The organism is Aeromonas sp. R7-4, from assembly GCF_040908055.1.
Lineage (GTDB): Bacteria > Pseudomonadota > Gammaproteobacteria > Enterobacterales > Aeromonadaceae > Aeromonas > Aeromonas sanarellii.
On the sequence record NZ_JBFODA010000037.1, the window covers coordinates 17,222 to 43,559 of the forward strand.

At 65.5% G+C, this 26,338-nt stretch carries 23 protein-coding genes; 11 read left to right on the top strand and 12 right to left on the bottom strand.

Annotation, left to right across the window (positions count from 1 at the left end; translation table 11 throughout):
- Window positions 1–106: 106 nt before the first annotated feature.
- A complete protein-coding gene (locus tag AB5Y72_RS09975) occupies window positions 107–430 on the top strand; it encodes a DUF1820 family protein (RefSeq protein ID WP_209794749.1) in 324 nt (107 codons plus the stop codon).
- 18 nt (window positions 431–448) lie between these two features.
- On the opposite strand, the gene AB5Y72_RS09980 is transcribed toward AB5Y72_RS09975, so the two are convergent.
- The 3 genes from AB5Y72_RS09980 to AB5Y72_RS09990 form a co-directional block, all read right to left on the bottom strand.
- Complete coding sequence (locus tag AB5Y72_RS09980) at window positions 449–1,381, bottom strand: LysR family transcriptional regulator (RefSeq protein ID WP_368198944.1); 933 nt, start codon at window positions 1,379–1,381, stop codon at window positions 449–451.
- Window positions 1,382–1,445: 64 nt separating this feature from the next.
- Window positions 1,446–2,642, bottom strand: a complete 1,197-nt coding sequence (locus tag AB5Y72_RS09985; RefSeq protein WP_219142827.1) for an amino acid aminotransferase — start codon at window positions 2,640–2,642, stop codon at window positions 1,446–1,448.
- A 170-nt stretch (window positions 2,643–2,812) separates the two neighbouring features.
- Window positions 2,813–3,088 carry a metal/formaldehyde-sensitive transcriptional repressor gene (locus AB5Y72_RS09990; protein ID WP_209794741.1) on the bottom strand — a complete coding sequence of 92 codons (276 nt, stop codon included), beginning with the start codon at window positions 3,086–3,088 and terminating at the stop codon, window positions 2,813–2,815.
- Window positions 3,089–3,159: 71 nt separating this feature from the next.
- Here AB5Y72_RS09990 and dmeF point away from each other — a divergent pair, with 71 nt between their 5' ends.
- Window positions 3,160–4,116: a CDF family Co(II)/Ni(II) efflux transporter DmeF gene (gene dmeF / locus AB5Y72_RS09995; protein WP_368198946.1), complete on the top strand. Its 957-nt coding sequence runs from the start codon at window positions 3,160–3,162 to the stop codon at window positions 4,114–4,116.
- A gap of 13 nt (window positions 4,117–4,129) precedes the next feature.
- On the opposite strand, the gene AB5Y72_RS10000 is transcribed toward dmeF, so the two are convergent.
- The gene (locus AB5Y72_RS10000) at window positions 4,130–4,534 is read right to left on the bottom strand and encodes a hypothetical protein (protein ID WP_209794739.1); all 405 of its coding nucleotides are present in this window, start codon (window positions 4,532–4,534) and stop codon (window positions 4,130–4,132) included.
- 264 nt (window positions 4,535–4,798) lie between these two features.
- Between AB5Y72_RS10000 and pulA the strand changes: the two genes are divergently transcribed.
- Window positions 4,799–8,833: a pullulanase-type alpha-1,6-glucosidase gene (gene pulA / locus AB5Y72_RS10005; RefSeq protein WP_368198947.1), complete on the top strand. Its 4,035-nt coding sequence runs from the start codon at window positions 4,799–4,801 to the stop codon at window positions 8,831–8,833.
- Between the two features lie 196 nt (window positions 8,834–9,029).
- Here pulA and AB5Y72_RS10010 read toward each other — a convergent pair whose 3' ends face one another.
- Window positions 9,030–11,405: a zinc/cadmium/mercury/lead-transporting ATPase gene (locus AB5Y72_RS10010; protein ID WP_368198949.1), complete on the bottom strand. Its 2,376-nt coding sequence runs from the start codon at window positions 11,403–11,405 to the stop codon at window positions 9,030–9,032.
- Between the two features lie 253 nt (window positions 11,406–11,658).
- Between AB5Y72_RS10010 and tpx the strand changes: the two genes are divergently transcribed.
- From tpx to AB5Y72_RS10025, 3 genes are all read left to right on the top strand, one after another.
- On the top strand, window positions 11,659–12,159 hold the full coding sequence (gene tpx, locus AB5Y72_RS10015) for a thiol peroxidase (RefSeq protein ID WP_042074074.1): 501 nt from the start codon (window positions 11,659–11,661) through the stop codon (window positions 12,157–12,159).
- 148 nt (window positions 12,160–12,307) lie between these two features.
- Window positions 12,308–13,528, top strand: a complete 1,221-nt coding sequence (locus tag AB5Y72_RS10020) for a DEAD/DEAH box helicase (protein WP_368198951.1) — start codon at window positions 12,308–12,310, stop codon at window positions 13,526–13,528.
- 80 nt (window positions 13,529–13,608) lie between these two features.
- Entirely contained in the window at window positions 13,609–15,093 is a 1,485-nt protein-coding gene (locus AB5Y72_RS10025; RefSeq protein ID WP_368198952.1) for an alkaline phosphatase D family protein, read from the top strand.
- 74 nt (window positions 15,094–15,167) lie between these two features.
- Here the strand turns inward: AB5Y72_RS10025 and AB5Y72_RS10030 are convergent, their stop codons facing one another.
- The 5 genes from AB5Y72_RS10030 to AB5Y72_RS10050 form a co-directional block, all read right to left on the bottom strand.
- Entirely contained in the window at window positions 15,168–15,956 is a 789-nt protein-coding gene (locus AB5Y72_RS10030) for a hypothetical protein (protein WP_368198954.1), read from the bottom strand.
- Entirely contained in the window at window positions 15,953–17,269 is a 1,317-nt protein-coding gene (locus AB5Y72_RS10035) for a sphingomyelin phosphodiesterase (RefSeq protein ID WP_325783533.1), read from the bottom strand. The genes AB5Y72_RS10030 and AB5Y72_RS10035 overlap by 4 nt, the downstream gene beginning before the upstream one ends.
- 223 nt (window positions 17,270–17,492) lie before the next feature.
- Entirely contained in the window at window positions 17,493–19,052 is a 1,560-nt protein-coding gene (locus AB5Y72_RS10040; RefSeq protein WP_325783534.1) for a PAS domain-containing methyl-accepting chemotaxis protein, read from the bottom strand.
- A gap of 165 nt (window positions 19,053–19,217) precedes the next feature.
- On the bottom strand, window positions 19,218–19,517 hold the full coding sequence (locus tag AB5Y72_RS10045) for a hypothetical protein (protein ID WP_325783535.1): 300 nt from the start codon (window positions 19,515–19,517) through the stop codon (window positions 19,218–19,220).
- Window positions 19,518–19,627: 110 nt separating this feature from the next.
- Complete coding sequence (locus AB5Y72_RS10050; protein WP_325783536.1) at window positions 19,628–21,232, bottom strand: ABC transporter substrate-binding protein; 1,605 nt, start codon at window positions 21,230–21,232, stop codon at window positions 19,628–19,630.
- Window positions 21,233–21,402: 170 nt separating this feature from the next.
- Between AB5Y72_RS10050 and AB5Y72_RS10055 the strand changes: the two genes are divergently transcribed.
- The gene (locus AB5Y72_RS10055) at window positions 21,403–22,110 is read left to right on the top strand and encodes a ParB-like protein (RefSeq protein WP_042074086.1); all 708 of its coding nucleotides are present in this window, start codon (window positions 21,403–21,405) and stop codon (window positions 22,108–22,110) included.
- Between the two features lie 85 nt (window positions 22,111–22,195).
- On the top strand, window positions 22,196–22,624 hold the full coding sequence (locus AB5Y72_RS10060; RefSeq protein WP_318162011.1) for a DUF2753 family protein: 429 nt from the start codon (window positions 22,196–22,198) through the stop codon (window positions 22,622–22,624).
- A gap of 9 nt (window positions 22,625–22,633) precedes the next feature.
- On the opposite strand, the gene AB5Y72_RS10065 is transcribed toward AB5Y72_RS10060, so the two are convergent.
- Window positions 22,634–23,377 carry an enoyl-CoA hydratase-related protein gene (locus AB5Y72_RS10065; RefSeq protein WP_325783537.1) on the bottom strand — a complete coding sequence of 248 codons (744 nt, stop codon included), beginning with the start codon at window positions 23,375–23,377 and terminating at the stop codon, window positions 22,634–22,636.
- 89 nt (window positions 23,378–23,466) lie between these two features.
- Between AB5Y72_RS10065 and AB5Y72_RS10070 the strand changes: the two genes are divergently transcribed.
- The 3 genes from AB5Y72_RS10070 (at window position 23,467) to AB5Y72_RS10080 (ending at window position 25,367) form a co-directional block, all read left to right on the top strand.
- Entirely contained in the window at window positions 23,467–23,907 is a 441-nt protein-coding gene (locus AB5Y72_RS10070; protein WP_128273763.1) for a copper chaperone PCu(A)C, read from the top strand.
- Window positions 23,908–23,999: 92 nt separating this feature from the next.
- Window positions 24,000–24,626, top strand: a complete 627-nt coding sequence (locus tag AB5Y72_RS10075) for a TIGR04219 family outer membrane beta-barrel protein (protein WP_325783538.1) — start codon at window positions 24,000–24,002, stop codon at window positions 24,624–24,626.
- Window positions 24,627–24,686: 60 nt separating this feature from the next.
- Complete coding sequence (locus AB5Y72_RS10080; protein WP_325783539.1) at window positions 24,687–25,367, top strand: SDR family oxidoreductase; 681 nt, start codon at window positions 24,687–24,689, stop codon at window positions 25,365–25,367.
- Window positions 25,368–25,562: 195 nt separating this feature from the next.
- Here AB5Y72_RS10080 and AB5Y72_RS10085 read toward each other — a convergent pair whose 3' ends face one another.
- Window positions 25,563–26,192 (bottom strand): PolC-type DNA polymerase III, encoded by a 630-nt coding sequence (locus tag AB5Y72_RS10085; protein ID WP_216991678.1) that lies wholly within the window; start codon window positions 26,190–26,192, stop codon window positions 25,563–25,565.
- Window positions 26,193–26,338 lie beyond the last annotated feature (146 nt).

A 26,338-nucleotide genomic window follows, 5' to 3' on the forward strand; every position in this document is an offset into this window, starting at 1 on the left:
CGTCGCTGCCCTGAGACCCGATATGACGCAACTGTGAACTCTGTCTATATGGCACGCCGTCAGTGGCGGCTAGAATGGGAAAACAGCCCACCATCAACAGATACCCATGAGTGAAGCCAACGCCTTATACCGAGTGCAGTTTATTTGTCACAACGAGCGTTACGAAGTCTATGTCAGGGAAGTGAGCCAGGGTCAGCTGTTCGGCTTCATCGAGATCGCCCACTTCGTGTGGGACAACCACACGGCGCTCATCGTCGACCCCAGCCACGAGAAGTTGAAGAGTGAATTCGCCGACGTCAATCGCACCATGATCCCCATGCACCACGTGCTGCGGGTCGACCAGGTATGCAAGCAGGGGGCCGCCCGCATCACGGATCTGGGCAGCAACGTCGCCTCCTTCCCCAGCCCCATCTACACCAAGAAACCCTGATCCCCAGGCTGTCGGGCCTCATCGGGGGGCGTCCATCTCCCGGGCCAGCTGCAGGATCCGCTGGCGGAACCAGCGCAGGGCGGGATCGCCCCCCAGGGGGCCATACCACACTAGGCTGTGGGTGACGGCGCCGTAATCGAAGGGGACGGGGCGGCTCGCCAGCCCCTGGGGCGCGGCCTGATCGGCCCAGCCCTCGATGGCGGTGAGGATGAGATCGCTCTGGCGCAGCAGGGCCGCGGCGCTGCCAAAATCCGGCAGGGTGGCGGCGATCTGCCGGCGCACCTGCAACTGGGCCAGGCTCTGCTCGAAGAAGGGGTCGGCCAGCTCGTTGTCGCGGATGGCGATGTGGCGCCAGCTCAGGTAGGCGTCAAGATCCCAGGACCCGGCCAGCGCCGGGTGATCGTCCCGCAGCAGGCAGACCAGCCTGTCCTCCCTCAGGGTCTCCCACACCAGACCGGGTTGGCCTGGGCCGGGTTGGCTCTGGTCGTGGGGCAGGATCACGAAGTCCAGCTTGCCCGCTGCCAAGGCCGCCAGTCCCTGCTCCTCCTTGTTTCTGATGACGGGCACCAGCCCGGGCACCTCCTGCATCAATTTCCCCAGCACGGGCCCCATGGGCCAGATCATGCTGCTTTCGCGCATGGCGAGGGTCAGCTCCCCCTGCCAGCTGGCCGGTGCAAACCCCTCCTGGCCGGTGAGGCCGTTCAGCTCTCCCAGCAGGCGGCGCAGGCCGGGCCCGATCCGCTCGGCAAAGGGGGTGGGCAGGAGCTGGTTGCCCTGGCGGTAGAGCAACTGATCCCCGAGCAGCTCCCTAAGCTGGTTGAGGGTCTTGCTGACGGTGGAGGGTGTGGTGCAGAGGCGCTCGGCGCTGCGGGTGACGCTCCGGCTGTCCAGCAGCAGGTGCAGGGTGACCAGGTGACGGCCGCCGAGACGGGAGAGGGAGATCAGATCCATGGCACCTCCGGGCAGGATGGCAAGGGAGAAACAAAAAGCCCCGCCTGAGCGGGGCTTGCGGGGATCACCCCTTGAGCACGGCCGCCATGGCGTCGGCCACGTAGTCCACGTTGCGGCTGTTGAGGCCAGCCACGCACATGCGGCCTGAGCGCACCAGGTAGACGGCGAACTCCTCGCGCAGTCTGTCCACCTGCTCCGGCGTGAAGCCGGTGTAGCTGAACATGCCGCGCTGGTTGATGAAGTAGCTGAAGTCGCGGCCCGGCACCTTGGCGCAGAGCACCTCGTAGAGCTTCTGGCGCATGGCCTTGATGCGGGTGCGCATCTCGCTCACCTCGCCGACCCACAGGGCGTGCAGTTCGGGCTGGCTCATCACCGCCGCGGTGATCTGGCCGCCGTGGGTGGGGGGGCTGGAGTAGTTGCGGCGCACGGTGGCCTTCATCTGGCCCAGCACCCGGCCCGCCTCTTCGGCATCCTGGCAGATGACCGACAGGCCGCCGCAGCGCTCGCCGTAGAAGGAGAGGTTCTTGGAGAAGGAGTTGCTGACGAAGAAGCTGACCCCCGCATCGACCATGGCGCGGATGGCGTAGGCATCCTCCTCCAGGCCGTCGCCGAAGCCCTGATAGGCGATATCCATAAAGGGGATGAGGTGCTTCTCGACCACCAGCGTGATGATCCTGTCCCACTGGGCGCGGGAGAGATCCACCCCGGTCGGGTTGTGACAGCAGGGGTGCAGCAGCACTATGCTCTTGGCCGGCAGGGCGCCGAGGCAGTCGATCATGGCGTCGAACTGCACGCCGCCGGTGGCCGCGTCGTAGTAGGGATAGTCGTGCACCTTGATGCCGGCCCCCTCGAACATCGCCTTGTGGTTGTCCCAGGTGGGGTTGCTGACCCAGACCTCGGAGGTCGGGAAGTAGCGCTTGAGCAGGTCTGCGCCGATCTTCAGGGCGCCTGAGCCCCCTATGGTCTGGATGGTGGCGATGCGACCGGCCTTGACCGCCTCATGGTCGGCGCCAAACAACAGGTGCTGCACCGCGGTGCGGTAGTTGGCGGCCCCTTCCATCGGCTGGTAGGGGCGCGGGGCCGGGGCGGCGGCACGGGCGGCTTCGGCCTGCTGTACCGAGGCCAGCAGCGGGATGCGTCCCTGCTCGTCGTAATAGAGGCCGATCCCCAGGTTCACCTTCTGCTCGCGGGCATCTTTGTGGAAGGTCTCGACTAGCGTCAGTATGGGGTCGCCAGCATAGGCATCGACGTGTTCAAACATGGGGGGTCCTTGCGAAATGGAATCCAGGGTATGGCGATCAATGATCGGCAGTCATGATGGCGTAAAGCGGGCGAGGGCTCAAGTCTGAAAGGGGTGGTGGACTGGAGCCGCTCTGCTGTAAAAGGGGGCCGCAGAGTGGGGGCTGCTTATCTGCCCCGCACCTGTCGGCGTTATTTCAGATAGGAACGCAGCACCCGCACCACCTGGTCCAGATCCTCCAGCCGCTCGGCCGGGGTCGCCTCCTCGGCACCCAGATGCTCGCGCATGTGTCCCTCCAGCACCTCCAGCATCAGGCCGTTGACGGCGCCGCGGATGGCGGCGATCTGCTGCAGGATGGCGGCGCAGTCGCTCCCCTGCTCCAGCGCGCTCTCCAGGGCGCCGGTCTGGCCCTTGATGCGGCGCACCCGCGCCAGTAGCTTCTTCTTGCCGTGAATGGTGTGTGACATGCAGGATCCTCTCGCGCAATAAAACTATACTGGGGTATAGTATATTGCATCCTCGTCTTCAGGAGAAATCCATGTCATCCCTCACCTCATGCCACTGCCACCAACCCGTCGTGCACCAGGGCAATCCCCTTGCGGAGCAGAAGACCCGCTGGGCCGTGCTGCTCACCGTCATCATGATGGTGGCGGAAATCGGCGGCGGCTGGTTCTACAACTCCATGGCGCTGCTGGCCGACGGCTGGCACATGAGCTCCCATGCCCTGGCCCTCGGGCTCTCCGTGCTGGCCTATCGCGCCGCCCGCCACTTTGCCCGGGATCACAGGTTCAGCTTCGGCACCTGGAAGATCGAGGTGCTGGGGGGCTTCAGCAGCGCCCTGCTGCTGGTGGGGGTGGCGGGAGTGATGCTGTTCGAGTCGGTGGCCAGGCTGCTGAATCCCAGCCCCATCCACTACCAGCAGGCGATCGGCATCGCCCTGCTGGGCCTGCTGGTCAACCTGGCGTGCGCCTGGCTGCTCAGGGACGATCACGGCCATCACCACGGCCATCACCACGGCCATCACCACGACCACCATGATGATCATCACCACGGCCATGACCATCATCAGGGTCATCAGGATCTGAACCTGCGCGCCGCCTACCTCCACGTGCTGGCGGACGCGGCCACCTCGGTGCTGGCCATAGTGGCGCTGGTGGGGGGCATGCTGTGGGGGGCCGACTGGCTGGATCCCCTGATGGGCATAGTGGGGGCCGTGCTGGTGGCGATCTGGGCCCGGGGGCTGCTGCGGGACACGGGGCGCGTGTTGCTGGATGCGGAGATGGACGCCCCCCTGGTGGCGGAGATCCGCGAGGTGATAGCCGAGCTGCCGGGCGCCGAGATCCGCGATCTGCACGTCTGGCGGGTGGGGCAGACGCAGTATGCCGCCGCGATGTCGTTGCAGATGACGACCCCCTTGCCGGCAAAGGCGATCCGCGAGCGGCTCGCCATCCACGAGGAGCTGGTGCACCTGACCATAGAGGTGGCCGGAGGCTGAGGTCCCGCCGGGCTCAGCGCTGTCCCTCGCTGCCCCCCAGATCCTGCCAGAGGGAGCCCAGCATCAGCCTGAGCAGCAATCCCGGGGGGTCATCGAGCAGTTGGCCTGGCTCCAGCAGCAGGTGGCCGTCGGCGCGAAAACCCAGGCTGGCGTGGACCTTGCCCTCCTCGCCGCACACCTGGATGAGGCCGTTCAGGGCCCCCCGTTCGCCGGGCTGGCAGCGCAGGCGCAGCTCCCGCGGCTCTCCCAGCAGGGTGAAGGCGCGGGAGAGGGGCGGACTCTCCTCGTAGTCCGGCCAGTTGAAGAAGTGGTAGCGCTCGGCGAGCGCACCGGCCTGCTGGCAGAATTGATCGAACAGCTGGGCAATCCCCTGATACTCCTGATCCAGCCGCCTCGCCTGCTCCTCAATCCGTTTCATCTCTCATGGCTCCCTCTATCCGCTTGATTAGGCATTGATTTCGCCCGTGTTCCCCATCTCTCTGCTGGTATGGGCCGAAAGTGCCTGCCGGTCTGTGAGCGCGATCCAATTTTCGTTATGAAAACGTTATCTTGTTGAAACGGGTTGGTTTTTTTTGCCCATCCGCTCACATTTACGACAATCTCCGCTGATTAATATGACACCGCTCGGCCACGACCGGGCACCTCGAGTATCGAGACCAACTACAGCGGGAATTATAAAAAAATGGATATGAAAAAGACCAAGGTGGCGCTGGTAACAGCCTCACTGCTCGCGCTTTTGTCAGGCTGTAACGACAACAGTTCTTCACCCTCCACCCCGACTCCCCAGGATGAGCCCGTCGCTCGCCTTCCCAATGTGCAACCCCCGGCCGAGCAGCTGGTGGCCGGTCCCAATGAGGCGGTCATCGCCCTGGTCGACACCCAGAGCAGCGCGGCCCGTGGCGTCGACGGCCCCTTCGCGGGTCACAGCCTGCACCTGTGGAACAACGACGCCTGCAACTCCACCGCCGACGGCGGCCTGAACGCGAGCTGGGACGACAAGAGCAAGACGCCGTCCGCGGCGGACAGCTTCGGCCCGAGCTGGGTGGTGCCCCTCAGCAAGATGGAAGGCTGCATCAACTTCATCGCCCGCAACGGCGATCTGGCGAACCTGACCGGCGCCGACATGAAGGTTGTCTTCAGCGATCACCCGGATCGCACCGTGGCCATAGTCGCCGGCAAGAACGAGATCTTCGGCAGCCGGGCCGACGCCTTCACCGCCGCCTTCGGCGTGGCGGGGGCCAGCGCCCACCTGATCGACGGCAATACCCTGATCTGGCAAGGGGGCAAGGACAAGCCCCACGTCCGCCTCTACTACACCGAGTCCGGCACCATCACCGCCAACGCCGAGGGGGTGTTCGACTTCCCCTACCTCAAGCTGACCCCGACCAGCCTGACGGCCGAGCAGCAGGCCAAGTACCCGCATCTCAAGGATGCCGCCGCCTTCGCCCTGCCGGCGGGGCAGGATCTCAAGCCCCTGCTCAAGGGTGAGCTGGTGGCCATCGGCACCGATGCCGACGGCATCCTGCAGGGCGCCACCCTGGTGCAGAGCGCCGGTGCCCTCGATGCCCTCTATAGCGATGCCGCCACCAAACTGGCCTACGGTGCCGTGGTCGAGGGGGGCAATGTCACCTTCCGGCTCTGGGCACCGACCGCCAAGTCGGTCAAGCTGGCGCTGTTCGACGAGCAGCACAACGCCATCGGTGAGCGTGCCATGACCCTGGACGAGGCCAGCGGCAGCTGGAGCGTACAGGGGGGCAGCGATCTGGTGGGCAAATACTATCGCTACGACATCCAGGTCTATCACCCGGTCAGCCGCAAGCTGGAATCCTATCAGGTGACCGACCCCTACTCCCTGAGCCTGGCCATGAACTCCGAGTTCAGCCAGGTGGTGGATCTCGACGATCCGGCCCTCAAGCCGGACGGCTGGGACAGCCTGAAGGCGCCCCACAGCCAGCAGAACCCCGCCGACATCACCATCTATGAGGCCCATGTCCGGGATCTGACCGGCAACGACGCCTCGACCGATGCAGAGAAGCGCGGCAAGTTCCTCGGCCTGACCCAGCCCGACAGCGTGCCGGTCAAGCACCTGCAATCCCTGGCCAAGAGCGGCGTCAGCCACCTGCACCTGCTGCCAGTGTTCGACATCGCCACCGTCAACGAGGATCCGGCCAAGGTGGCCAACATCGGCGACGACTTCAGCAAGCTGTGCGAGGTCAATGCCGAGGTCAAGAACTCCAAATTTGCGAGCCACTGTGGCGGCGGCCAGACCATCGAGGCCGTGCTGGCAGATCTGCAAGCCAGCGACAGCAAGGAGAACCCGGTCGTGCAGGAGCTGTACGGCTATCTGCGCGGCGTGGACTCCTTCAACTGGGGTTATGACCCCTACCACTACACCACGCCGGAAGGCTCCTACGCCACCGATGCGGAGGGGACGACCCGGATCAAGGAGTTCCGCGAGATGGTCATGGCCATCAAGCAGAACATCGGCATGAACGTGGTGATGGACGTGGTCTACAACCACACCAACGAGGCGGGCCTGGGGCCGAAGTCCGTGCTCGACAAGATAGTGCCCTGGTACTACCAGCGCCTGAACCCGGAGACCGGCTCGGTGGAAAACTCCACCTGCTGCTCCAACACGGCACCTGAACACGCCATGTTCGCCAAGCTGATGGATGACTCCCTGGTCACCTGGGCGCGGGACTACAAGATCGACGCCTTCCGCTTCGACCTGATGGGTCACCACCCCAAGGATCAGATGGTGCAGGCCCTGGCCGAGGTGAAGAAGGTCAACCCGGACATGTACTTCTACGGCGAGGGGTGGAACTTCGGCGAAGTGCAGGATGACAAGCGCTTCGTGCAGGCGACCCAGAAACACCTGGCCGGTACCGGCATCGGCTCCTTCTCCGACCGGTTGCGGGATGCGGTGCGCGGCGGCAGCCCGTTCGACGGCGGCGACGCCATCCGCAAGACCCAGGGCTTTGGCAACGGTGCCCTGGTGGATGCCAACGAGGTGGACGGCGTCGATCTCGCCACCGCCCTGCACCAGTCAGACCTGGTGCGCCTCGGTATGGCGGGCAACCTCAAGGAGTTCGTGCTGACCGACAAGGACGGCGTGCCGAAGAAGGGGTCCGACATCGACTACAACGGTCAGCCCGCGGGCTATGCCCAGGATCCGACCGAAATCCAGAACTATGTCGACAAGCACGACAACCAGACCCTGTTCGACAACCTGGTCTACAAGGCGCCGGCGGGGGCCGATCTGGTGCGGATGCAGGGGGTGTCGCTCGCTACCGCCATGCTGGGTCAGGGCATTCCCTTCACCCACGCCGGGGTGGAACTGCTGCGCTCCAAGTCCATGGAGCGGGACAGCTATGACTCCGGCGACTGGTACAACCGGGTCGACTATACCCTGGGCGACAACAACTTCGACAAGGGCCTGCCGCGCAAGGACAAGGACGAGGCCAACTACGAGTTGATCGAGCAGGTGCTCGGCCAGCACGCCAAGCCGGGTTCGGCCGAGATGGTGCAGATGGTGAGTTTCTACCAGGAGCTGTCCGAGCTGCGTCAATCCTCCCGCCTGCTGCGTCTGGGCAGCGGTGCCGAGGTGATCAAGCGGGTTGACTTCCGCAACACCGGGCCGGATCAGACTCCGGGTCTCATCGTGATGACGGTGGACGATGGCAGCAAGGCCGGCGCGGATCTGGATCCGGCCATCGACGGCCTGGTGGTGATGATCAACGCCACCAGCCAGAGCCAGAGCATCGGCGACTTCCGTGACGGCGACGATCAGCCCATCGACCTCTCCGGTCTGGTGCTGAGCGGTGCCCATCGCGACGTCGACAGTATCGCCAGCGGCGCCGCCGTGGGGAACGGTGAGCTGACCCTGGGTGCCTGGTCCGCCGCCGTCTTCGTCAAGCCGCAGAACGGCGCCCAGGGCGCGGGTCTGCCGGTGAGCAAGAAGACGGATCTGAGCACCTTGCCACCCTTCGGTGATACCGAGGTGTTTGTCCGTGGCTTCTTGGGGGCCTGGGATCCGGTCAACAAGATGAGCTTCAGTGGCAACTACACCTATGAGTTCACCACCGAAGTGACGACGGATCAGCTGGGGACGACCCAGGTGAAGATCGCCGGCAGCGACTGGGGCGGCCCCGTCAACTACGGCAAGTGCAGCGATACCGACCAGCTGGCAACCGGCCAGGTCAGCTCGCTCTGCGCCAACGGCGGGGATCTGCCGTTCAATGTGGACAAGGCGGGCACCTACAAGTTCGTCTTTACCGCCATGAACAAGGACAAGCCGACCTTGAGCGTCAGCTACACCGAGCCGGTGCAGGGCTGCAAGGTGCTGGATACGGTGGCGGGCAACCCGCTCGGCTACAACCTGTTCGTCAAGGGTGAGCTGTCTGACTGGAATCCCCAGCCTCAGTACCAGTTGAGCTACAAGGGGATGGAGGGCGATCTCGCCATCTATCAGGTCGCGTTCAACTACACCGGCACCACAGAGTTCAAGGTGGCCAACGAGGACTGGAGCAAGGAGTACCTGATCAATGGCGGTGGTGAAGTTCAGGCCGAGACAGGCTATCCGTTTGCCTTCTCCCAGCCAGCCAGCGCCAACAACAAGATCACCCTGCCGCAGGGTCTGTGGAGCGTGCTGGTGAAGGTGGATCCGGCTGCGGCTAAGCCGGGCACCGCCGTGATCCAGGAGTGCAGCGCCAGGTAAGCCTTCCCATTGAGCCCGGGGCTGGCTCGGCAGCCCAGGGTTGAATTCCGCCTCGTCAAGGGCGGGATAGCACCGAGAGAGTAAGCAAAGCGCGACTGCCGACCGGCAGGCGCGCTTTTTCTTTGTCGTCGTGGGCGAGGCAATAAAAAAGCCGCCCCACTGGGGGCGGCTGTTGGCTGTGCCGTTAAGGGCCGGCTTAGCGCTTGCGCAGCAGGCGCAGGGCGTTGGCGGTGACCAGGGCGGTGGCGCCGGTATCCGCCAGCACCGCTATCCACAGACCCGTGATGCCGAGCAGGCTGGTGACCAGGAAGATAGCCTTGAGCCCCAGCGCCAGCGCTATGTTCTGGTGGATGTTGGCGAGCGCCGCGCGCGAGAGCCTGATCATGGCGGCCAGGCCGCCGAGCTGATTGTGGGTCAGGGCCGCGTCCGCGGTCTCCAGCGCCACGTCGGTGCCGCCCCCCATGGCGATGCCGATGCTGGCCCGCTTCATGGCCGGGGCGTCGTTGATGCCATCCCCTATCATGGCCACCCTCTGGGTCTCGGCGAGTCTGGCTATCTCCTCCACCTTGCCCTGGGGCAACAGGCCGGCGCGCCAGCCCATGCCGAGTTCGGTGGCGATGGCCTCGGCGGTGCGCGGGTTGTCCCCGGTCAGCATGATGCTCTTGAGCCCGAGTTCGTGCAGCTCGCGCAGTGCGACGGCGGCCTCGGGCCGGATCTGGTCCCGCAGGGCCAGCAGGGCCGCCGGGGCGGTGTCGGGCTGAGCGAGCACCACCACCGTCTTGCCCTGCTGCTCCAGGGTGGCAATCCTGGCCTGCACCGCCGCATCTAGGGCGGCGACCCGGCTCGGTGCCAGCAGCTGCCAGAGGGTGCCATCGATGCGACCCTCCACCCCCATGCCGGGCAGGGCGCGCAGCGCCTGGGCCGTGGCGAGGCTGAGGCCACGTTCGCCGGCCGCCGCCACAATCGCCTTGGCCAGCGGGTGATGGGAGCCCTGCTCGATGGTTGCCGCCAGGGCCAGCAACGCGTCCTCGCCCCGGTCGTTCAGGGCGATGACGTCGGTCAGCTGCGGCTTGCCCAGGGTCAGGGTGCCGGTCTTGTCGAAGGCGACGGTATCGACGTGGGCCAGCCGCTCCAGCGCCGCACCTCCCTTGATCAGGGCTCCCTGCCGCGTCGCCGCCGCCAGAGCGGACGTCACCGCCGCCGGGGTGGAGATGACCAGGGCGCAGGGGCAGCCGATCAGCAGCAGCGCCAGGGCGCGGTAGATCCACGGATCCCACGCCTGGCCGAAGGCGAGCGGTGGCACCAGCATCACCAGCAGTGCGATCAGCATCATGGCCGGGGTGTACCAGCGGCTGAAACGGTCGATGAAGCGCTCTATGGGGGCGCGCTGGCTCTCGGCCTCCTCGATCAGGTGCAGGATGCGGTCGATGGCGTTGTGGCCGGGCTCGGAGACCACCTCCAGGCGCAGCACCCGATCCGCCGCCAGACTGCCGGCGGGCACCCTGTCACCCCGGCGGCGCTCCACCGGGATAGATTCGCCGGTCAGGGCGCTCTCGTCGAAGGCCCCGAGCGGGTCGAGCAGCACGGCATCGGCGGGCAGTCGGGCGCCCGGGGCGATCTCGACAAGGTCGCCGGGACGCAGCTGCTCGGCCGCCACCTCTTCACGCAGCTCCCCTTCGGGGGTCTTGCGGAGGCGCAGCGCCTTGTCCGGCACCAGGGCCATCAGGGCGGAGACCCCGGCGCGGGCGCGGCCGGCGGCGTAGGATTCCAGATGCTCCCCCAGCATGAAGAGCAGCAGCACCATGGCCGCCTCGGCGGTCTCGCCGAGGAACAGTGCTCCCACGGCGGCGACCGTCATCAGGGTCTCGATGGCGAAGGGGGAACCGCTTTGGGTCAGTGCCCAGGCCTTGCGGGCGACGGGCCAGAGCCCCCAGAGGGTCGCCAGGACAAACAGCGGCTTGCCGAACTGGGCCGGCAACAGGGCGGCGATCCCCATCAGGGCCGCCAGCGACAGGGGTTGCCCATATTTGCTGAACAAGTTGCCCAGCGTCGCCAGCCAGGGGCTGCGCTGCTTGTCATCGGCTTTTATCGCCTGGGTGTTTCCCTTGAGCTGGAAACCGGCGGCCAGCACGGCGGCGGTGACGGGATCGGGGGAGAGGCCGGGGGCCAGATCCACCACCAGCTTCTCGGTGGCGAACAACACGCGAGCCTGGGTGACGCCCTCGACCCGGCTGACGGCGGTCTCTATCTTGCGGGCGCAGCTGGGGCAGTCCATCCCCAGCACCTGCCAGCTGTGGCGGCGGCTGTCGCGGGTGGGGGCAGGCAGGGGGCCGTCGGGGGCGTGTGCATGATGCGCAGGGGGCGGGCTTTTGGCCCCGGCGGGGGGATCCTCATCCCCGGTACATTCGCCTGTGCCGTGCTCCTGGTGATCCCGGGAGGCCTGACGCTGGCAACCCTGGGTCGGGGCGGCGTTGTCGCAGCAGTGGCTGTCGTGCTGGTGCTCGTGGGGGGCGGCCTTGACGATGCCCTTGATGGGGGCGGCATGGGAATGGCCGCAGCAGGATTTGCTCATGATGAGTCCCTCTTGAGTGGATCCCGCCCCTGCGGGATCCCCGATGTCTGGACCCAGTGTAAACCTTGGTCTTTAGTCCAAGGTCAAGCCCGGTTTATGGTCTTTGTCCGGGTGACTGATCCCAAGTCCCGTGGCTGGAAAGCGCGGGGGACGGGAGCAGGGCGCAAATCCCTCTTGTTAGCGGGTGTTTGTCCCCGCCCGGCAGGCCTATACTGTGGACCCTGGATCCCACATCAATCATCAAGGACCTAACATGAGCAATACCGTCACCCTGCAAGGCAACCCTGTCTCCGTTTCCGGTCACTTCCCCGTCGCCGGCGAGCAGGCCAAGCCCTTCTCCCTGGTTGCCAAGGATCTGTCCGATGTGACCCTGGCGAACTTCGCCGGTCAGCGCAAGATCCTGAACATCTTCCCGAGCGTCGACACCCCGACCTGCGCCACCTCGGTGCGCAAGTTCAACGAGCAGGCCAGCGCCCTGAACAACGCCGTGGTGCTGTGCATCTCTGCCGACCTGCCGTTCGCCCAGGCCCGTTTCTGCGGCGCCGAGGGGCTGGACAAGGTGGTGAACCTCTCCACCCTGCGCGGCGTCTCCTTCCTGCAGGACTATGGCGTGGCCTTCTCCTCCGGTCCGCTGGTGGGTCTGGCTGCCCGTGCCATCGTCGTGCTGGACGAGCACGACAAGGTGCTGCACAGCGAACTGGTGGCCGAAGTCGCCGACGAGCCGAACTACGCCGCCGCCCTGGCTGCCCTGTAATTCGCGCCCTCTCCTGATTGCCTGACGGCCTGCCCCGTGCACACGGGGCAGGCCGTTTTCATTGCATATCCCGATCCTTTTACTTATGGGACGGCTCTGGCTAGACTTCGCCCCCACATCCTCGTTCAGCCTCTATCTGCGTAGCCCCATGACCTTTGACGAACTCTCCCTCGCTCCCACCCTGCTGGCCGCCCTGCCCGCGACCCTGCACACGCCCACCCCCGTCCAGCGCCTGGCCATACCGGCGGCGCTGGCCGGCCGGGATCTGCTGGCCCTGGCCCGCACCGGCAGCGGCAAGACCCTGGCATTCGGCCTGCCGCTGCTGCAGCGGCTGGACGCGGCCTCCGATCGGGTGCAGGGACTGGTGCTGGTGCCGACCCGCGAGCTGGCCAGCCAGGTGAGCGCCGCCCTGCAAGGGGTGGCCGAAGGATTGGGGCTGCGGGTCCTGACCCTGTGCGGTGGCGTGGCGCAGGAGCTGCAACAGGCCGAGCTGGCCCTGGGGCCGCAACTGCTGGTGGCGACGCCGGGGCGGCTGCGGGACTTGCTGGCCCAGCAGGTGCTGGGGCTGGGCGCGCTGCGCTGCCTGGTGCTGGACGAGGCGGACCGCCTGCTGGAGATGGGCTTCTGGCCCGACATCCAGTGGCTGATAAAGGCGATGCCCGCCGAGCGTCAGACCCTGCTGTTCTCGGCCACCCTGCCCGCCGAGCTGGAGAGCTTGGCCACCGGCCTGTTGCGGGATCCGGCGCGTATCGAGGCCGAGCCCCTCCACAGCCTGGTGAGCGAGATCGAGGAGCGGCTCTATCTGGTCAACAGGAGCAGCAAGGTGCCGGCGCTGATCGCCCTGCTCAAGGCGCACGACTGGCCCCAGGTGCTGGTCTTCATCAGCGCCAGGGACGACGCGGACGGAGTGGCGAAGAAGCTCGCCAGGGCGGGCATTGCGGTGGCGGCCCTGCACGGGGACAAGGAGCAGGCGGTGCGGGAGCAGGCGCTGGCCGACTTCAGGACGGGCAGGGTGCGGGTGCTTGTGGCCACGGATCTGATGGCGCGGGGCATTCACGTGGAGGCGCTGCCCCTGGTGATCAACCTGGATCTGCCTGCCCATGCCCCCGTGTATGTGCACCGCATCGGCCGTACCGCCCGGGCCGGGCGCAGCGGGCTCGCCATCTCCCTCACCTGCCACGGCGACGGCGGGGCGCTCGAGGCGATACGGGCCCTGACCGGGCGGGCCCTGCCGCTGGCGGCGCTCGACGGCTTCCCGGTGACCGATCAGCCGGCGAGCGGGGAGGGCAAGCGGGCCCCCAGGGACAAGCAGGCAAACCGGCGCACCCAGGGCAAGCGCAGCATCAGGCAGTTCAAGGGCAAGGCCTAGGCGCGACGCTGCCCGGTTGGGCAGTATCAAAGGAGGCCTGTTTCGGTATGCTCCATGGACTGGACCATGGAGGATAGCGGATGACGACCCTGGTAATGGGGCCCCTGCTGGGGCTCGAATCTGAGACACAATACAGCATCTGTTTCCTGGCGGTGGCGGGCTTCAAGGGGGCCAGCGTCAAGGTCAATGGCAGGCTGCTGACCGCCAGCAAGCAGGCGGATACCCCCAGAGGGGCGTTCTGGCGCGCCGTCTGGTCGGCGACCCCGGAGGCCCGGGCCAGCACGGTCGATTACGAGATCCTGCTGGACGGTGTGGCCGCCCGGGATCTGGCCGGGATCAGCCAGTGGCAGTTTCATCTGCCGGGGCGGGAGGAGCGGGTGCGCATCGGGTATGCATCCTGCAACGGTTTCTCCGACTTCAAGCTGCTCACCTCCACCCCCCAGCCCTATGTGATGTGGGACAAGCTGGCCGCCGAGCACAGGGAGCATCCCTTCTCGCTGCTGCTGATGGGCGGGGATCAGGTCTATGCCGACTCCCTCTGGACCTCGGTGCCCAGCCTCAAGGCCTGGAACGAGCTGGATCGGGTGGAGAAGGTCAAACGCAAGGCGACCCGGACCATGGTGGAGCAGCTCGATCGCTTCTATTGCGAACTCTACTGCCGGCAGTGGAGCCGCCCCGAGGTGGCCGCCATGCTGGCCCGGGTGCCGAGCGTCATGATGTGGGACGATCACGACATCTTCGATGGCTGGGGCAGCTATCCCGCCGACTTGCAGGGCTGCGAGGTCTATCAGGCCATCTATGCCGCCGCCGCCAAGTATTTCCGGCTGTTCCAGCTGCGCTCCGCTGCCAATGCCTCCCTGCTGGATCCTGCGAACCTGGCCCATCACTCCTGGCGACTGCGTTTTCGGGACTACCAGATCCTGGCCCTGGACAACAGGGCGACTCGCACCCAGAGCCAGGTGATGAGCCGGGAGCAGTGGGATCAGATCAACGGGGTACTGGCCGATTGCGGCGAGGGGCACCTGCTGGTCATGACCGGGGTGCCCGTGGTCTATCGCGACTTCTCCTTCACCGAGGCGGCGTTCGATGCGACCCCCTGGGAGGAGGAGCTGACCGACGATCTCAAGGATCACTGGCGCGCCAAGTCACACGAGGGGGAGCGGGCCCGCCTCATCATGCGGCTGCTGGACAACGCCAAGAACCGTCGCCAGCGGGATCCTGGCTGCAAGACCCTGATCCTCTCCGGCGACGTGCACGTGGGCTGCCTCGGGGTGATCCAGGACAAGCGGGACGGGGTGCTCAACGTGCACCAGCTGGTCTCCTCCGGCATAGTGCATCCCTGCCCCACCCAGTTCCAATGGACGGGGATCCTCGCCATGACCAACGACGATCCCGAATACCTCGACGAGAGCCGGCTGATCCGCGCCGAGCTGATCAAGCCGTTCGGCGCCCCCGTCTATCTGCGCACCCGCAACTTCGCCACCCTGCAGATGGGCAGCGACAACAAGCTGTGGGCCAACTGGCACTGCGAGAACGGGCTGGCGGCCAGCTATCCGCTGGCCTGATGATCCGGCAAACATCAAGGGCCCTGACGGGCCCTTTCTCTTGTGGCGATCAGACTCCCCAGGCCGTCGCCGGTTCAGGGCCGGCCCTGCTCCTGGGCGAAGAAGTCGCGCCTAAACTGCCCGAGCACCACCTCCCTGTGCTGCTGCCAGCTTGCCTCGTCCATGTTGCCCCGGCTGGCCGCCAGCTGCTGCTCCAGCTCGGTCAGCTGCTGCTGATAGTGGCTGCGCTGCGCCAGCTGCTGTTGCCGGCTGGCGGCGAACTGCACGGTCGCCTCGGCCTGCCCGGCCGGCAGGAAGTGGCGGGCCAGGGTCGCCAGCTCCTCGTCCCCCCACAGCTGGCGCGCCTGCTGCAAGCGGGCATCCGGGTTGAACAGATCCGCCGCCAGATCCGGATGATCCGCCGCCCACTCATCCTGCAGCCGGGTGAGGGCCGTCAGCCGCTCGGCCAGGGTTAGCTGCTCGCTCTCCTGCGCCAGCTGCTCGAGTGCCAGGGCGTAGCGCCCCTGCAGCCGAAACAGGCTCTCCCCCTCGCTCAGCCATTGGGCCTCTATCGCCTCCAGATTGGCGAGCCGCTCGGCCAGCGGCTGCTCGCTGTCGCTGACCTCGCTGGCGAGCTGCCGATTCATCTCGTCCGGCAGATCGCGCCAGCTGGCAGGGGCCTGTGCTGGGCTGGCTGGCGCGGCGGTGGTGGCAATCGGGCCGGTGACGGGGGCCAGTGGCGGCTGTGTCTGCGGTGACTCGGCGGCGGCTGGCTGAGCGCTCTGGCTGGTGAGTGCCGGCTGCTCGGGCGCCTCCTGCCAGCCGAGGTGGAGCAGCAACAGCGCCAGCACCGCCAGGGCCAGGAACCCGTAACGGCGCTTCATCGGCTGATCTCTCCCTTGACCGGGAAGTGATCGGAGAGGTTGCTGGCGGGCCAGAGGCTGCCATCGCTGCTGCGCGGGATCCAGACGCTGTTGAGGTTGTGGCTGACGGTGCCGTACTCCTGGCTCACCACCAGATAGTCCAGATACTCGACGTTGGCGCCGCCTGAGAGGGGCCCGCCGGCGTAGGGGTTGATCCTGGGATCGAAGGTGGCCTCGGTGTAGCCGCCATAGGCGGGCTCATGGGCGTTGAGGTTGGCCAGCATGCCGGCGTAGTCGTCGGCGAACTTGCGCTTGTTGACGTTGAAGTCGCCACCGTAGATGACGGTGTCGCTGGCCGGGATCCCGAGGCTGGCGGCCAGGGTGCGGATCTGGCCGAACTGGATCTGGCGCAGCCGGCGTGCCTCGTCGGTGTCGAAGCTGGCGGTGTGGGTGGCAAACAGGTGCCAGGCCTTGCCCCCCTTGATCACCTCGGCGTACATCACCCCCTTGTCGGCGAAGCAGTCGGTGCCGGTGCACTGGGGATAGACCAGCTGGGCCTCGCGCACTATGGGGTAGCGGCTGACGATCACCACGCCGCCGTCGTGGATGTTGACCCCGGGCTTGTCGAGCACCTTGGTCTGGTAGGGGTACTCCTTGGCCAGCGCCTGCAGGAAGCCCTCGCGCCGACCGTCGAACACCTCCTGCAACAGCAGGGCGTCATAGCCCTTGAGATGATCGGGCAGCAGCGCCAGCCGCTCGCCTATGCTGGCGGCGATCACCGGCAGGGCCCAGACGTTGTAGCTGGCGACCTTGAGCTTGTCTTCTGCCGGTTCCGGCTGCTCCCGCTGTTGTGGTGGGGTGAGCATGTAGTGCAGATCGTCGTAACGGCCGGTGAACTTGGCGGCGAAGGCCAGCTCCTGCGGTCCCCGGGTGCGATGCAGGGCGCGATCGATCTGCCAGCCGGAGCTGGCGGTCGGCGTCTCGCCGCCGTGCTGCAGGGTGCTGTTCCACCAGGTGCCCTCCATCCGCTGGTTGAGGCGATAGGTGTCGCCGCCGGCGGTGGTGACACGGGTTTCGAACAGATAGTGCTTGCCCGCCTGCACTCCCTCGTAGCGATTGAAGCTGAGCACCATGGCGCTCTCCCAGGGGCCCAGCTCCGTCCTGTGCTGAATCCACTGGCTGCCTGCCTGCAGCTGGCCGCTGCCGCTTTGGCTGACCGTCAGTTGCAGGGGTTCCGGGCTGTTGTTGGTGAGGTAGACATCGGTGTCGGCCAGCGCCTGCAGCGGCAGGGCGCCGGCGAGCAGCAGGGCGGCATAGCTCAGAGCGTTGTGCATCATGAAGTCCTTTTGGTTGAGGCACGATGGAAAGTGACTGTTATGGCGGGCGTTGGAGTAATTCCGTTTACATTTGTGTTACAAATGTATGAAAGGCCCCATATGGGGGTGAGAAACGGAGGAGGGGAGCGCAACCGGGTAGGGCCGGCGTCTGGCATCAAGGGGTGGTGGCGGAGAAATCGCAGCGCGTCCGGAGACGCGCCTGGCTACACGGAGGGCAATTTCAGTCGTGGAACTGGGTGATCAGGCGGGAGAGGTTTTGCAGCCGCTCCACCAGCAGGGTGATGCCATCCAGCGCCTGTCGGCTGTTGTCCGCGGTGTGGCTCGCCAGCTGATGGATCTGCTGTATCCCCTGATCCAGGGTGCTGGTGACATCCGCCTGCTGGCTGACCGCCTGGGCTATCTCGTCGCTGGTGTGGGTCACCCGGGTCAGCATCTGGTTGATCTGGTCGAGCACCTCGGCGGTAGCCCCCATGTGCTGCTGGCAGCGCTCCGAGGTTTGCGCCCCCTGGGCCATGCCATCTGACAACTGCCGGGTGCTCTGCTGCAACGCCCCTATCATCTCGCTGATCTCGCCGGTGGAGCTGCGGGTCTTCTGGGCCAGGGCCCGGATCTCGTCGGCCACCACCGCAAAGCCGCGCCCCTGCTCGCCGGCCCGGGCCGCCTCGATGGCCGCATTGAGGGAGAGCAGGTTGGTCTGATCCGCGATCTGCCCGATGACCTCCAGGATGCCGCTGATCTTCTGGCTGTCCTGGTTCAGGCGGGCCAGCACCGCCTGACTGGCATCCAGCTCCTGATGCAGCTGGTTCACCGAGGCGCGAGTGGTCGCGAGCGCCTGCCGGCCGCTCTCAGACACCTGCTGCACCTCGCTCACCAGGGCGTTGGCCTGGTGGGCGTTGTCGGCCACGTCGCGAATGGAGTGGCTCATCTCGGTGATGGCCGCCGCCAGCTGCTCGCTCTGGGCCCGCTGCTGTTGCAGGTGGGTGTCTATGGTCTGGATATGGCCCCTGTCATCCTCCGCCGCCTGCAGGATCTGCTGGTTGGTGTCGGCGCTGCGCCCCACCACGGCCCTGAGCTCGGCCTTCTTCATGCGCAGCAGCAGCTCGAGGGCCCCCAGACCGTCCTGCCGCCGGGCGTAGAGCACCTGGCACAGGGGCGTGCCCAGCTCCTCGCCGGCCATGGCCAGCAGCCGGGCCAGCCGCTTCTGTTGGTGCCAGCCATGCCCCATCTGGGCCAGCAGGCAGAGCAGGGTGATGGCGCCCCATCCGGCCTGGCCCGTCACCAGGGCGGCCCCCATGCCCGCCAGGGCCAGCCCGCACAGCAGCAGGGTGAGCTGTCCCGGCTCCAGGGTGAGGCGGCTGAGCCAGGGTAGCGCCCTGCCGGCGCGGATCCGGGCATAGAGCTGCTCCGCCCAGGCGATGTCGTGATCCTGCGGACGGGTGCGGACCGACTGGTATTCGATGATCTGCCGCCGTTCGTTGAGGATGGGGGTGACATAGGCATTGACCCAGTAGAACTGGCCGCTCTTGGTGCGGTTCTTCACCAGTCCCATCCAGCTCTTGCCCTGCTGCAGCCGGCGCCACATGTCGGCGAAGGCGGCCTTGGGCATGTCGGGGTGGCGCACCAGGTTGTGGGGCACCCCCTCCATCTCGGCGGCGCTGTAGCCGGCCACGTCGCAGAAATGCTGGTTGGCGTAGGTGATGTGACTGCTGGGATCCGTGGTCGAAATCAGCGAGATGTAATCGGGGAAACGGATCTCCCCCTCTTGTGGGTTTGTGGTCATGTGCGCATCCTGAATGAGCCAAGTAACTGATAAATTTGTTTTTATTTTTTGTGACTGTTACGGCGTCATTGTAGATGCGGGGGGTGACACCACCTTGGCTTGGGTCAACAAATCCACGGGATGAAGACTGAAAAAAGTCGTAGATGGCGGGCCTGCGCGGCGGGATCAGCTTCGGGGGGTGAAGTCGTGGATCTCCCCCGTTCTCGGCTTGAAGCGGGGATCCCGGCCCGTATCCCCGTCGACCCAGGCCATGGCCTGGCAGAAGCTCTCCTCCTTGGCGAACTCGTCGCGGGCCTGATCGATGGCCCGCTCGGCGTTGCGTCGCTCCATCTTGCTGGCCTTGCGATCGCTGAACTGCTTCTGCTGGTCCAGCATCCATTCGAGGAAGGCCTGGCGGCACTCGGTTTCACTGGCGGCCTGGGCGGGGAGGGCGATCAACAGGGCAATCAGGGGCAGACAACGCATAGGGCGATCGAATCAACGGGCTGATGGACGAAGAGAAACGGCATTCTATGCCGGGAACTTGAACGGGAACAGTGCCAGGAGGGGGCCAGACAGGCTGGCCCCTCGATTGCTCAGTGCTTGACGAGGTAGAGCTGGCGGCTGTAGGCCACGTCTTCCGGGTTGTTGATGGGATAGCCCTTGAGCCAGGGCTTGATGAGCCGGGCATTGGTGTACTGGTAGATGGGGGCGATGGGGGCCTGCTCCTGCAGTATGGCTTCGGCCTCGTCGAACAGGCGGCCGCGCTCGGCGGGATCCTGGCTGGCGGCCGCCCTGGTCAGCAGGGTGTCGTAATGGGGGTTCGCGAAACGGGCCATGTTGCCGCTGTGGCCGGATCCCCAGAGGCCGAGGAAGGCGGACGGGTCGTTGTAATCGGCCACCCAGGAGGAGCGGATCACCTCGAACTGGCCGCTCTGGCGGCTGTCGAGGTAGCTCTTCCACTCCTGGTTGGTGAGCTCGACCCTGGCCCCCAGCTTCTGCTTCCACAGGTTGGCGATGGCCAGCGCCATCTTCTTGTGGATCTCCGCCGTGTTGTACAGCAGGGTCAGCTTGAGGGGCTTGTCCGGGCCGTAACCGGCCTCCTTGAGCAGCGCCCTGGCCTGCTCGTCGAGCGCCTGCTGGCTGCGGGTGGAGATCAGGTTGGGCTTGGGCGCGAAGCCGGCGGTCACGTCCGGGGTGAAGTGGTAGGCGGGCTTCTCACCTGTCCCCAGCACCTTGTCGGCAATCAGGCCCCGATCGATGGTGTAGGAGAGCGCCTTGCGCACCCGCACATCGTCAAGAGGCGGGCGTTGGGTGTTGAAGGCGTAGTAGTAGGTGCCGAGCTGATCCGGGGTATGGACCTCGCCCGGGATCTGCTGCATCAGCTTGTGATACTGCTCCTTGGGGAAGGACTCGGTGATGTGCAGATCCCCGGCCAGGTAGCGGAGGGTGGCCGCGCTCTCCTGGTTGATGGGGACGAAGGTAACCTTGGTCAACACGGTATGGGCGCGATCCCAGTAGTAGGGGTTCGGGGTCAGCTCCAGCTTCTCGTTCACCACCCGGTGACTCAGCACGAAGGCGCCGTTGCCCACCAGCTTGCCGGGCTGGGTCCACTGGCTGCCGTATTGTTCCATGCTGGCCTTGTGCAGCGGCGACAGGCTGGGGTGGGTCAGCAGGCTCAGGAAGTAGGGCACCGGCTGGGAGAGGGTCACCTGCAGGGTATGCTCGTCGAGGGCCTTCACCCCTAGCGCCTCGGGGGCCAGCTTGCCGGCTACGATGTCGTCCACCTTGTCGAAGCGGGCAAGCTGGGCGAACCAGGCGAAGGTGGCGGCTTCTTTCGGATCGACCAGTTTGCGCCAGCCGTAGACGAAGTCGGCGGCGCGCACGGGATCCCCGTTGGACCAGCGGGCATCGGGCCTCAGGTGGAATGTGAACTGCCGGTTGCCCCTGTTCTCCCAGCGGGCGGCCACCCCGGGCAGCACCTTGCCGTCCGGCCCCTGGGTCAGCAACCCCTCGTAGAGATCCCTGAGCACCTGCAGCTCCGGCAGGCCGACCAGCTTGAGGGGGCTCAGGCTGGCCGGCTCATCCTTGAGATGACGCACGACCGCCTGTTCGGCGGCGAGTTCAGTGCCGGGCGGTACATCGGCGGCCTGGACACTGACGCAACCCAGCAGGGCCAGCAGGGGGCTCCATCCTTTCATGGCGAATCCTTCAAATTGTGTGAAGCGGGGAGAAAAGTCGGCGAGAATGCATCGCCGGCAGACGGGAAATCATGATATCCCCTTTGCTGGTCAGACCGCCAGAGTGAGTCCCATGATATCCGGGGCGGCTGTCAACGTGCGCCCGTCTGGAGCGCGAGGAGGAGAGAGTGATGAGAGCATGGATCTTGTTGGCCTGTGTGCTGAGCCAGGGGGCCTGGGCGCTGGCCCCGTGCGAGAAGGAGAGCCCGGTGGGGAGCTGGTGCGAGGTGCGCATCGACCAGCTTCATCCGACCCAGGGCGGGGTGGGCCAGCTCCAGGTGGACGCCACGGCGCAGGAGCTGGCGGACAAGAGCGAGAAGCAGCTCGACAAGTTGATGAAAAAGAAAGAGATCCCCATAGTGATTGCCCCCGATGGCGGCTACTGGCTGGTGGACAGGCACCACCTGACCAAGGCGCTGTGGCAACAGGGGGTGAAGCAGGCCAGGGTCAAGGTGATCGCCCGGCTGCAGGACAGGGCCAACTTCTGGAGCCAGATGCAGAACAACCACTGGGCCTGGCTCAAGGATGAACGGGGCCGGCCCCTGACCCCGGAGCAGCTGCCCCGGCACATCGGGGATCTGCCGGACTACCCCTACCGCACCCTGGCGGGGCTGCTGCAGGATGCGGGCTACTTCAGCAAGGGGGAGCAGGTCTATTTCGTCGAGTTCGCCTGGGCCAGCTGGCTCGGCCAGCAGATGGGCTGGCAGCCGGTCAACGAGGCCAACCTCGCGGAGCGCCTCGCCGAGGCCAAGCGCCTGGCCTGCGGCGCCAAGGCCGGCACCCTGCCCGGTTATCCCGGCAAACAGTGTCGCGTCAACCAGCCAAGAGCGGCGGGCTGAGGGATCCTGCACAAAGGCTCGGGTTGATATTTATTCTCGATTGGCCATGATACAGGTTCCACTCGTGTCGGCAGAGGAGAGGAAGATGGCGAATCAACACTGGCAACGTTACATGCTGGAGGCGGAAAACGCCCTGGGCATGGGGGCACTTGGCACGGCCATCTGCCTCTATCAGCAGGCCCTGGGCGAGGTGTATGAACTGACGTCCGGGGATCTGGACGAGCTGGCCAGCATGCGGGTCGCCACCTGTCACCGCATGGCCGACTTCTGGCGTGCCATGGACGAACCCGCCTATGAGCTGCGCTACCTCAAGCTCGCCTCCGAACTGGTCACCGCCCTGGTGCCCCAGTGCCCCAACCGGGCGTGCGAATCCCTCATCAGCGAGCTGGGCTGCTGCCGCGCGGCCCTGCTCGCCTTCCTGAAGCGCCACCCCAACCCCGAGATCGCCCGACTGATCCAGGTGCAGGACAAGGTGCAGGGCTGCGAGCTGATCGGGCGTTTTCGCCTGAACTAGCGATTGGCCTCAGCGCCTGAGCCGGTGGGCGATGCGGCGCTGGGCCTCCTCCCCCAGCAGGGCCTGTGAGAAGGCGCGCGCCTCCAGATCGATGACGAAGTGCACCGCCTGCTTGAGCTCCTGCCTGAGCAGCGCCTTGCTCTTTTGCAGCGCCTTCGGCGGCTTGGCCGCCAGCCTCAGCCCCTGCTCCCGGGCGAAGGGGAGCAGCTCGGACGCCGCCAGCACCCGGTTGGCCAGTCCGAGGCGCAGCGCCTCGGAGGCATCCATGGGGTCGGCCAGCAACAGCAGCTCTGCCGCCTTCAGATGGCCCACGGCGCGGGGCAGCAGCAGACTGGAGGCAAACTCCGGCACCAGCCCCAGCTCCACGAAGGGCAGTTGCAGCCTGGCGTTGTCCGCCAGATAGACCAGATCGCAGTGCAGCAGCATTGTGGTGCCTATCCCCACCGCCGGGCCCGCGACGGCGGCGATCACCGGCTTGGGAAAATCGGCCAGGGTGTGGAGGAACTGCAGTATGGGGTCGTCGGCCTCCAGGGTCTCCTTCCCCACGAAGTCCGCGAGATCGTTGCCGGCGGTGAAGCAGTCGGACTGTCCCTGCAGCAGCAGGGCATGCACGTGCTCGTCCCGGGCCGCCTGGCGCAGCGCGTCGGCAAGGGCCTGATACATCCCGGCGTTGAGGGCATTGCGCTTGTCCGGCCGGTTGAGGGTCAGGATGAGCAGGCCATCCTGCTGTTCGGTCAGAATTGTGAGGGGCATGTCTGAATCCTTGTTGTCGGGGCTGCCAAAAGCTTGCCATAGGGGGTAAGCTTCGCTTCGTTTAACAACATCATAAAAGGATTTCAACCATGTTCAAACGTGCGTTTTACTCCAGCCTGGCCCTGCTCTTGGCCGCACCGGCCCTGGCCAAGGTCGAGGCCGTCGACGGCTATGTGCGCCTGCTGCCACCGGGCTCGCCGAACACGGCGGCCTTCATGGTGCTCAAGAACGATGGGGACAAGCCGGTGGCGCTGGTGGCGGCGGCTTCCCCGGAAGCGGGTCGTGCCGAGCTGCACACCCACCTGCACGAGAACGGGGTGATGAAGATGCGCCAGGTGGAGCGCATCGAGATCCCGGCCAGGGGGGAGGCCGTCCTCAAGCCCGGCAGCCTGCACATCATGCTGTTCGAGGTGCGCGAGCTCTCCCAGGGGACCCCCTTCCCGCTGACCCTGACCCTGGACGATGGCCAGAGCCTGGGCCTGAGCCTGCCGGTGAAGCCCATCGAGCCGATGAAAGGCATGCAGCACTGACATTTCTGGACGCTTGTTCAGCTTTTTACTCTAGGTATTCCGTGCACTCCGGGTAAAATGATGGCCTTTCCCGTCCATGATGGAGCCTTATGATGAAGAAGACCTTGATTACCGGTTGTGTACTGGCCCTGTTCAGCCACGCCGCCACCGCCGCCGATGACTGGCGGTTCGCCGCGGGTGCCGATCTGTGGAACGCCCAGGGCAGCGGCCAGGTCAGCGGTGTGAGTGCTGGCAGCTATGACGAGAACTACAACTGGAGCGGTTACCTGCAACTGGAGCACGGCATTCTGCTGCTGCCCAACGCCAAGTTCGAGATGTCCGACTTCAGCAGCAGCGGCGGCGCCTTCAACAACGATCTGCTGGCCTATGATCTGAGCCTCTACTATCGCCTGTTCAACAACGACCTGTTCCAGATCGATCTGGGTCTGACCGGTCGTCGTTACGACGGCGATTTCAACACCCAGCACTACTCCTATGACAAGGACGTGCTGATGGCCTACACCGGCGGTGAAGTGCGCATCCCGGGGACGGGCTTTGCGGCCTTCGGCGACATGCGCGTGCAGGATGCCGACAACTACGACTACCGTCTGGGCGGTTCCTACAAGTTCTCCACCGTGCCGCTCAAGATCCGTGCCGGCTGGCGTGAGGCCGAGATGGACTTCGACCGCGTCGACCAGACCATCGACGGCTGGTTCATCGGTGGCGAGTTCACCTTCTGATCTGACGCCCCGGGCGGCGCATCACGGCTAAGTGATGGCTGGCTCTGATGAGGAGAGAAGATGGGCCATATCATAGTGACTGGCGCGGGCTCCGGGCTCGGGCGTGCACTGACCATAGGGCTGGTTGAGCGCGGCCATCGCGTCTCCATGATGGGTCGCCGCTACCAGAAACTGCAGGAGCAGGAGCAGCGCCTCGGCAGCGCCGTGGTCGGCATCGCCGCCGATCTCGCGCACCACGAAGAGGTGGACGTCGCCTTTGCTGCCGCGGTGGAGTGGGGCGGCCTGCCCGATCTGGTGCTGCACTGCGCCGGTGTCGGCGAGTTCGGCCCGGTGGGCGTCTACACCGCCGAGCAGATCCGCCGGGTGGTGGAGAGCAACCTCGTCTCCACCATACTGGTGGCCCAGCAGACCGTGCGTCTCATCGGCGAAAAGGGCGGCGTGCTGGCCAATGTGCTCTCCTCGGCGGCCCAGGCTGGCAAGGCCAACGAGAGCATCTACTGCGCCTCCAAGTGGGGGATGCGGGGCTTTCTGGAGTCCCTGCGGGCCGAGCTCAAGGGCTCGCCCCTGCGGCTGGTGAACCTCTATCCGAGCGGGATCCGCAGCGAATTCTGGGAGAACTCGGATCACCTGGACCCGAGCGGCTTCATGACTCCGGAAGACGCGGCGGCCTACATGCTGGACGCCCTGGAGGCGCGCAGCAGCTGCCATGTGACCGATCTCTTTATCGGTCGCAATGGCTGAGGCGCCGTGAGCCGGCCCTGTCGCCAGATGACACGGAAACAAAAAGCGCGCCATTTGGCGCGCTTTTTTCATTGCTGTGCAGTGCTAAATTATCTTCTTGCCTGCCTGTCTTTACGCCGGGCCATCATGGATTTGAAGGCGGGTAAAATTAATGCCGACATGGCATGAATGATTGATGATGCATGTCGGCACACGTTATTTCCGAGCCGCATATTCCCGCAGGAAGGATGGGATCACCGGTTTTGGTTTCTTGCCAAGGGTCAGCAGCAATTCAAAATCCGGGTCGATAATGCCATGTCGACACGCCAGCTCTTCCAACAAGGCAAGCCAGAGGTGGGCCGTCACCTCGGCATCCGCCAGGGCGCGGTGAAACACCCCGTCATTGGGCAGGCACCGGTATTGCACCAGGGTTCCCAGCTTGTGATCCGGGGCATCGGGAAACAGGCGCCTCGACAGCAGCAGGGAACAGGCGAACTGCCCGCGGTATTGCGCCGGCAATCGCTCTAGTTCCGCATCCAGAAAGCGCTTGTCGAAGGAGGCGTTGTGGGCGACCAGATTGTCATCACCGATAAAGTCGACGAAATCCGCCATCACCTCGTTGCAGGGTGGGGCCTGTTTCAGCATGGCATTGCTGATCCCGGTATATTGCTCGATGAAGCTGCTCACGTTGAAGCCCGGATTCATCAATGCCGAGAAACGCTCGCTGATATGGCCATCCTTGATTCTGACGGCACCGATCTCGATGGCTCTATCCCCTTGTCCGGGTGAAAGCCCTGTGGTCTCGAAGTCGAGCACGACAACGGTATTGGCTGAGGCGATGGACATGACTTCTCGGGCAAGCTGGGTAAAGAGCGCCAGTCTAGGAAATCAGCCGTGCCGTGTACAGGGCAATACAGTTATCTCAATGGTTCGCGCTGGAGGCGCATTTTTGTGCATCATGGCTGAGAGCCATATAAAAAGCCCCGAGTGCC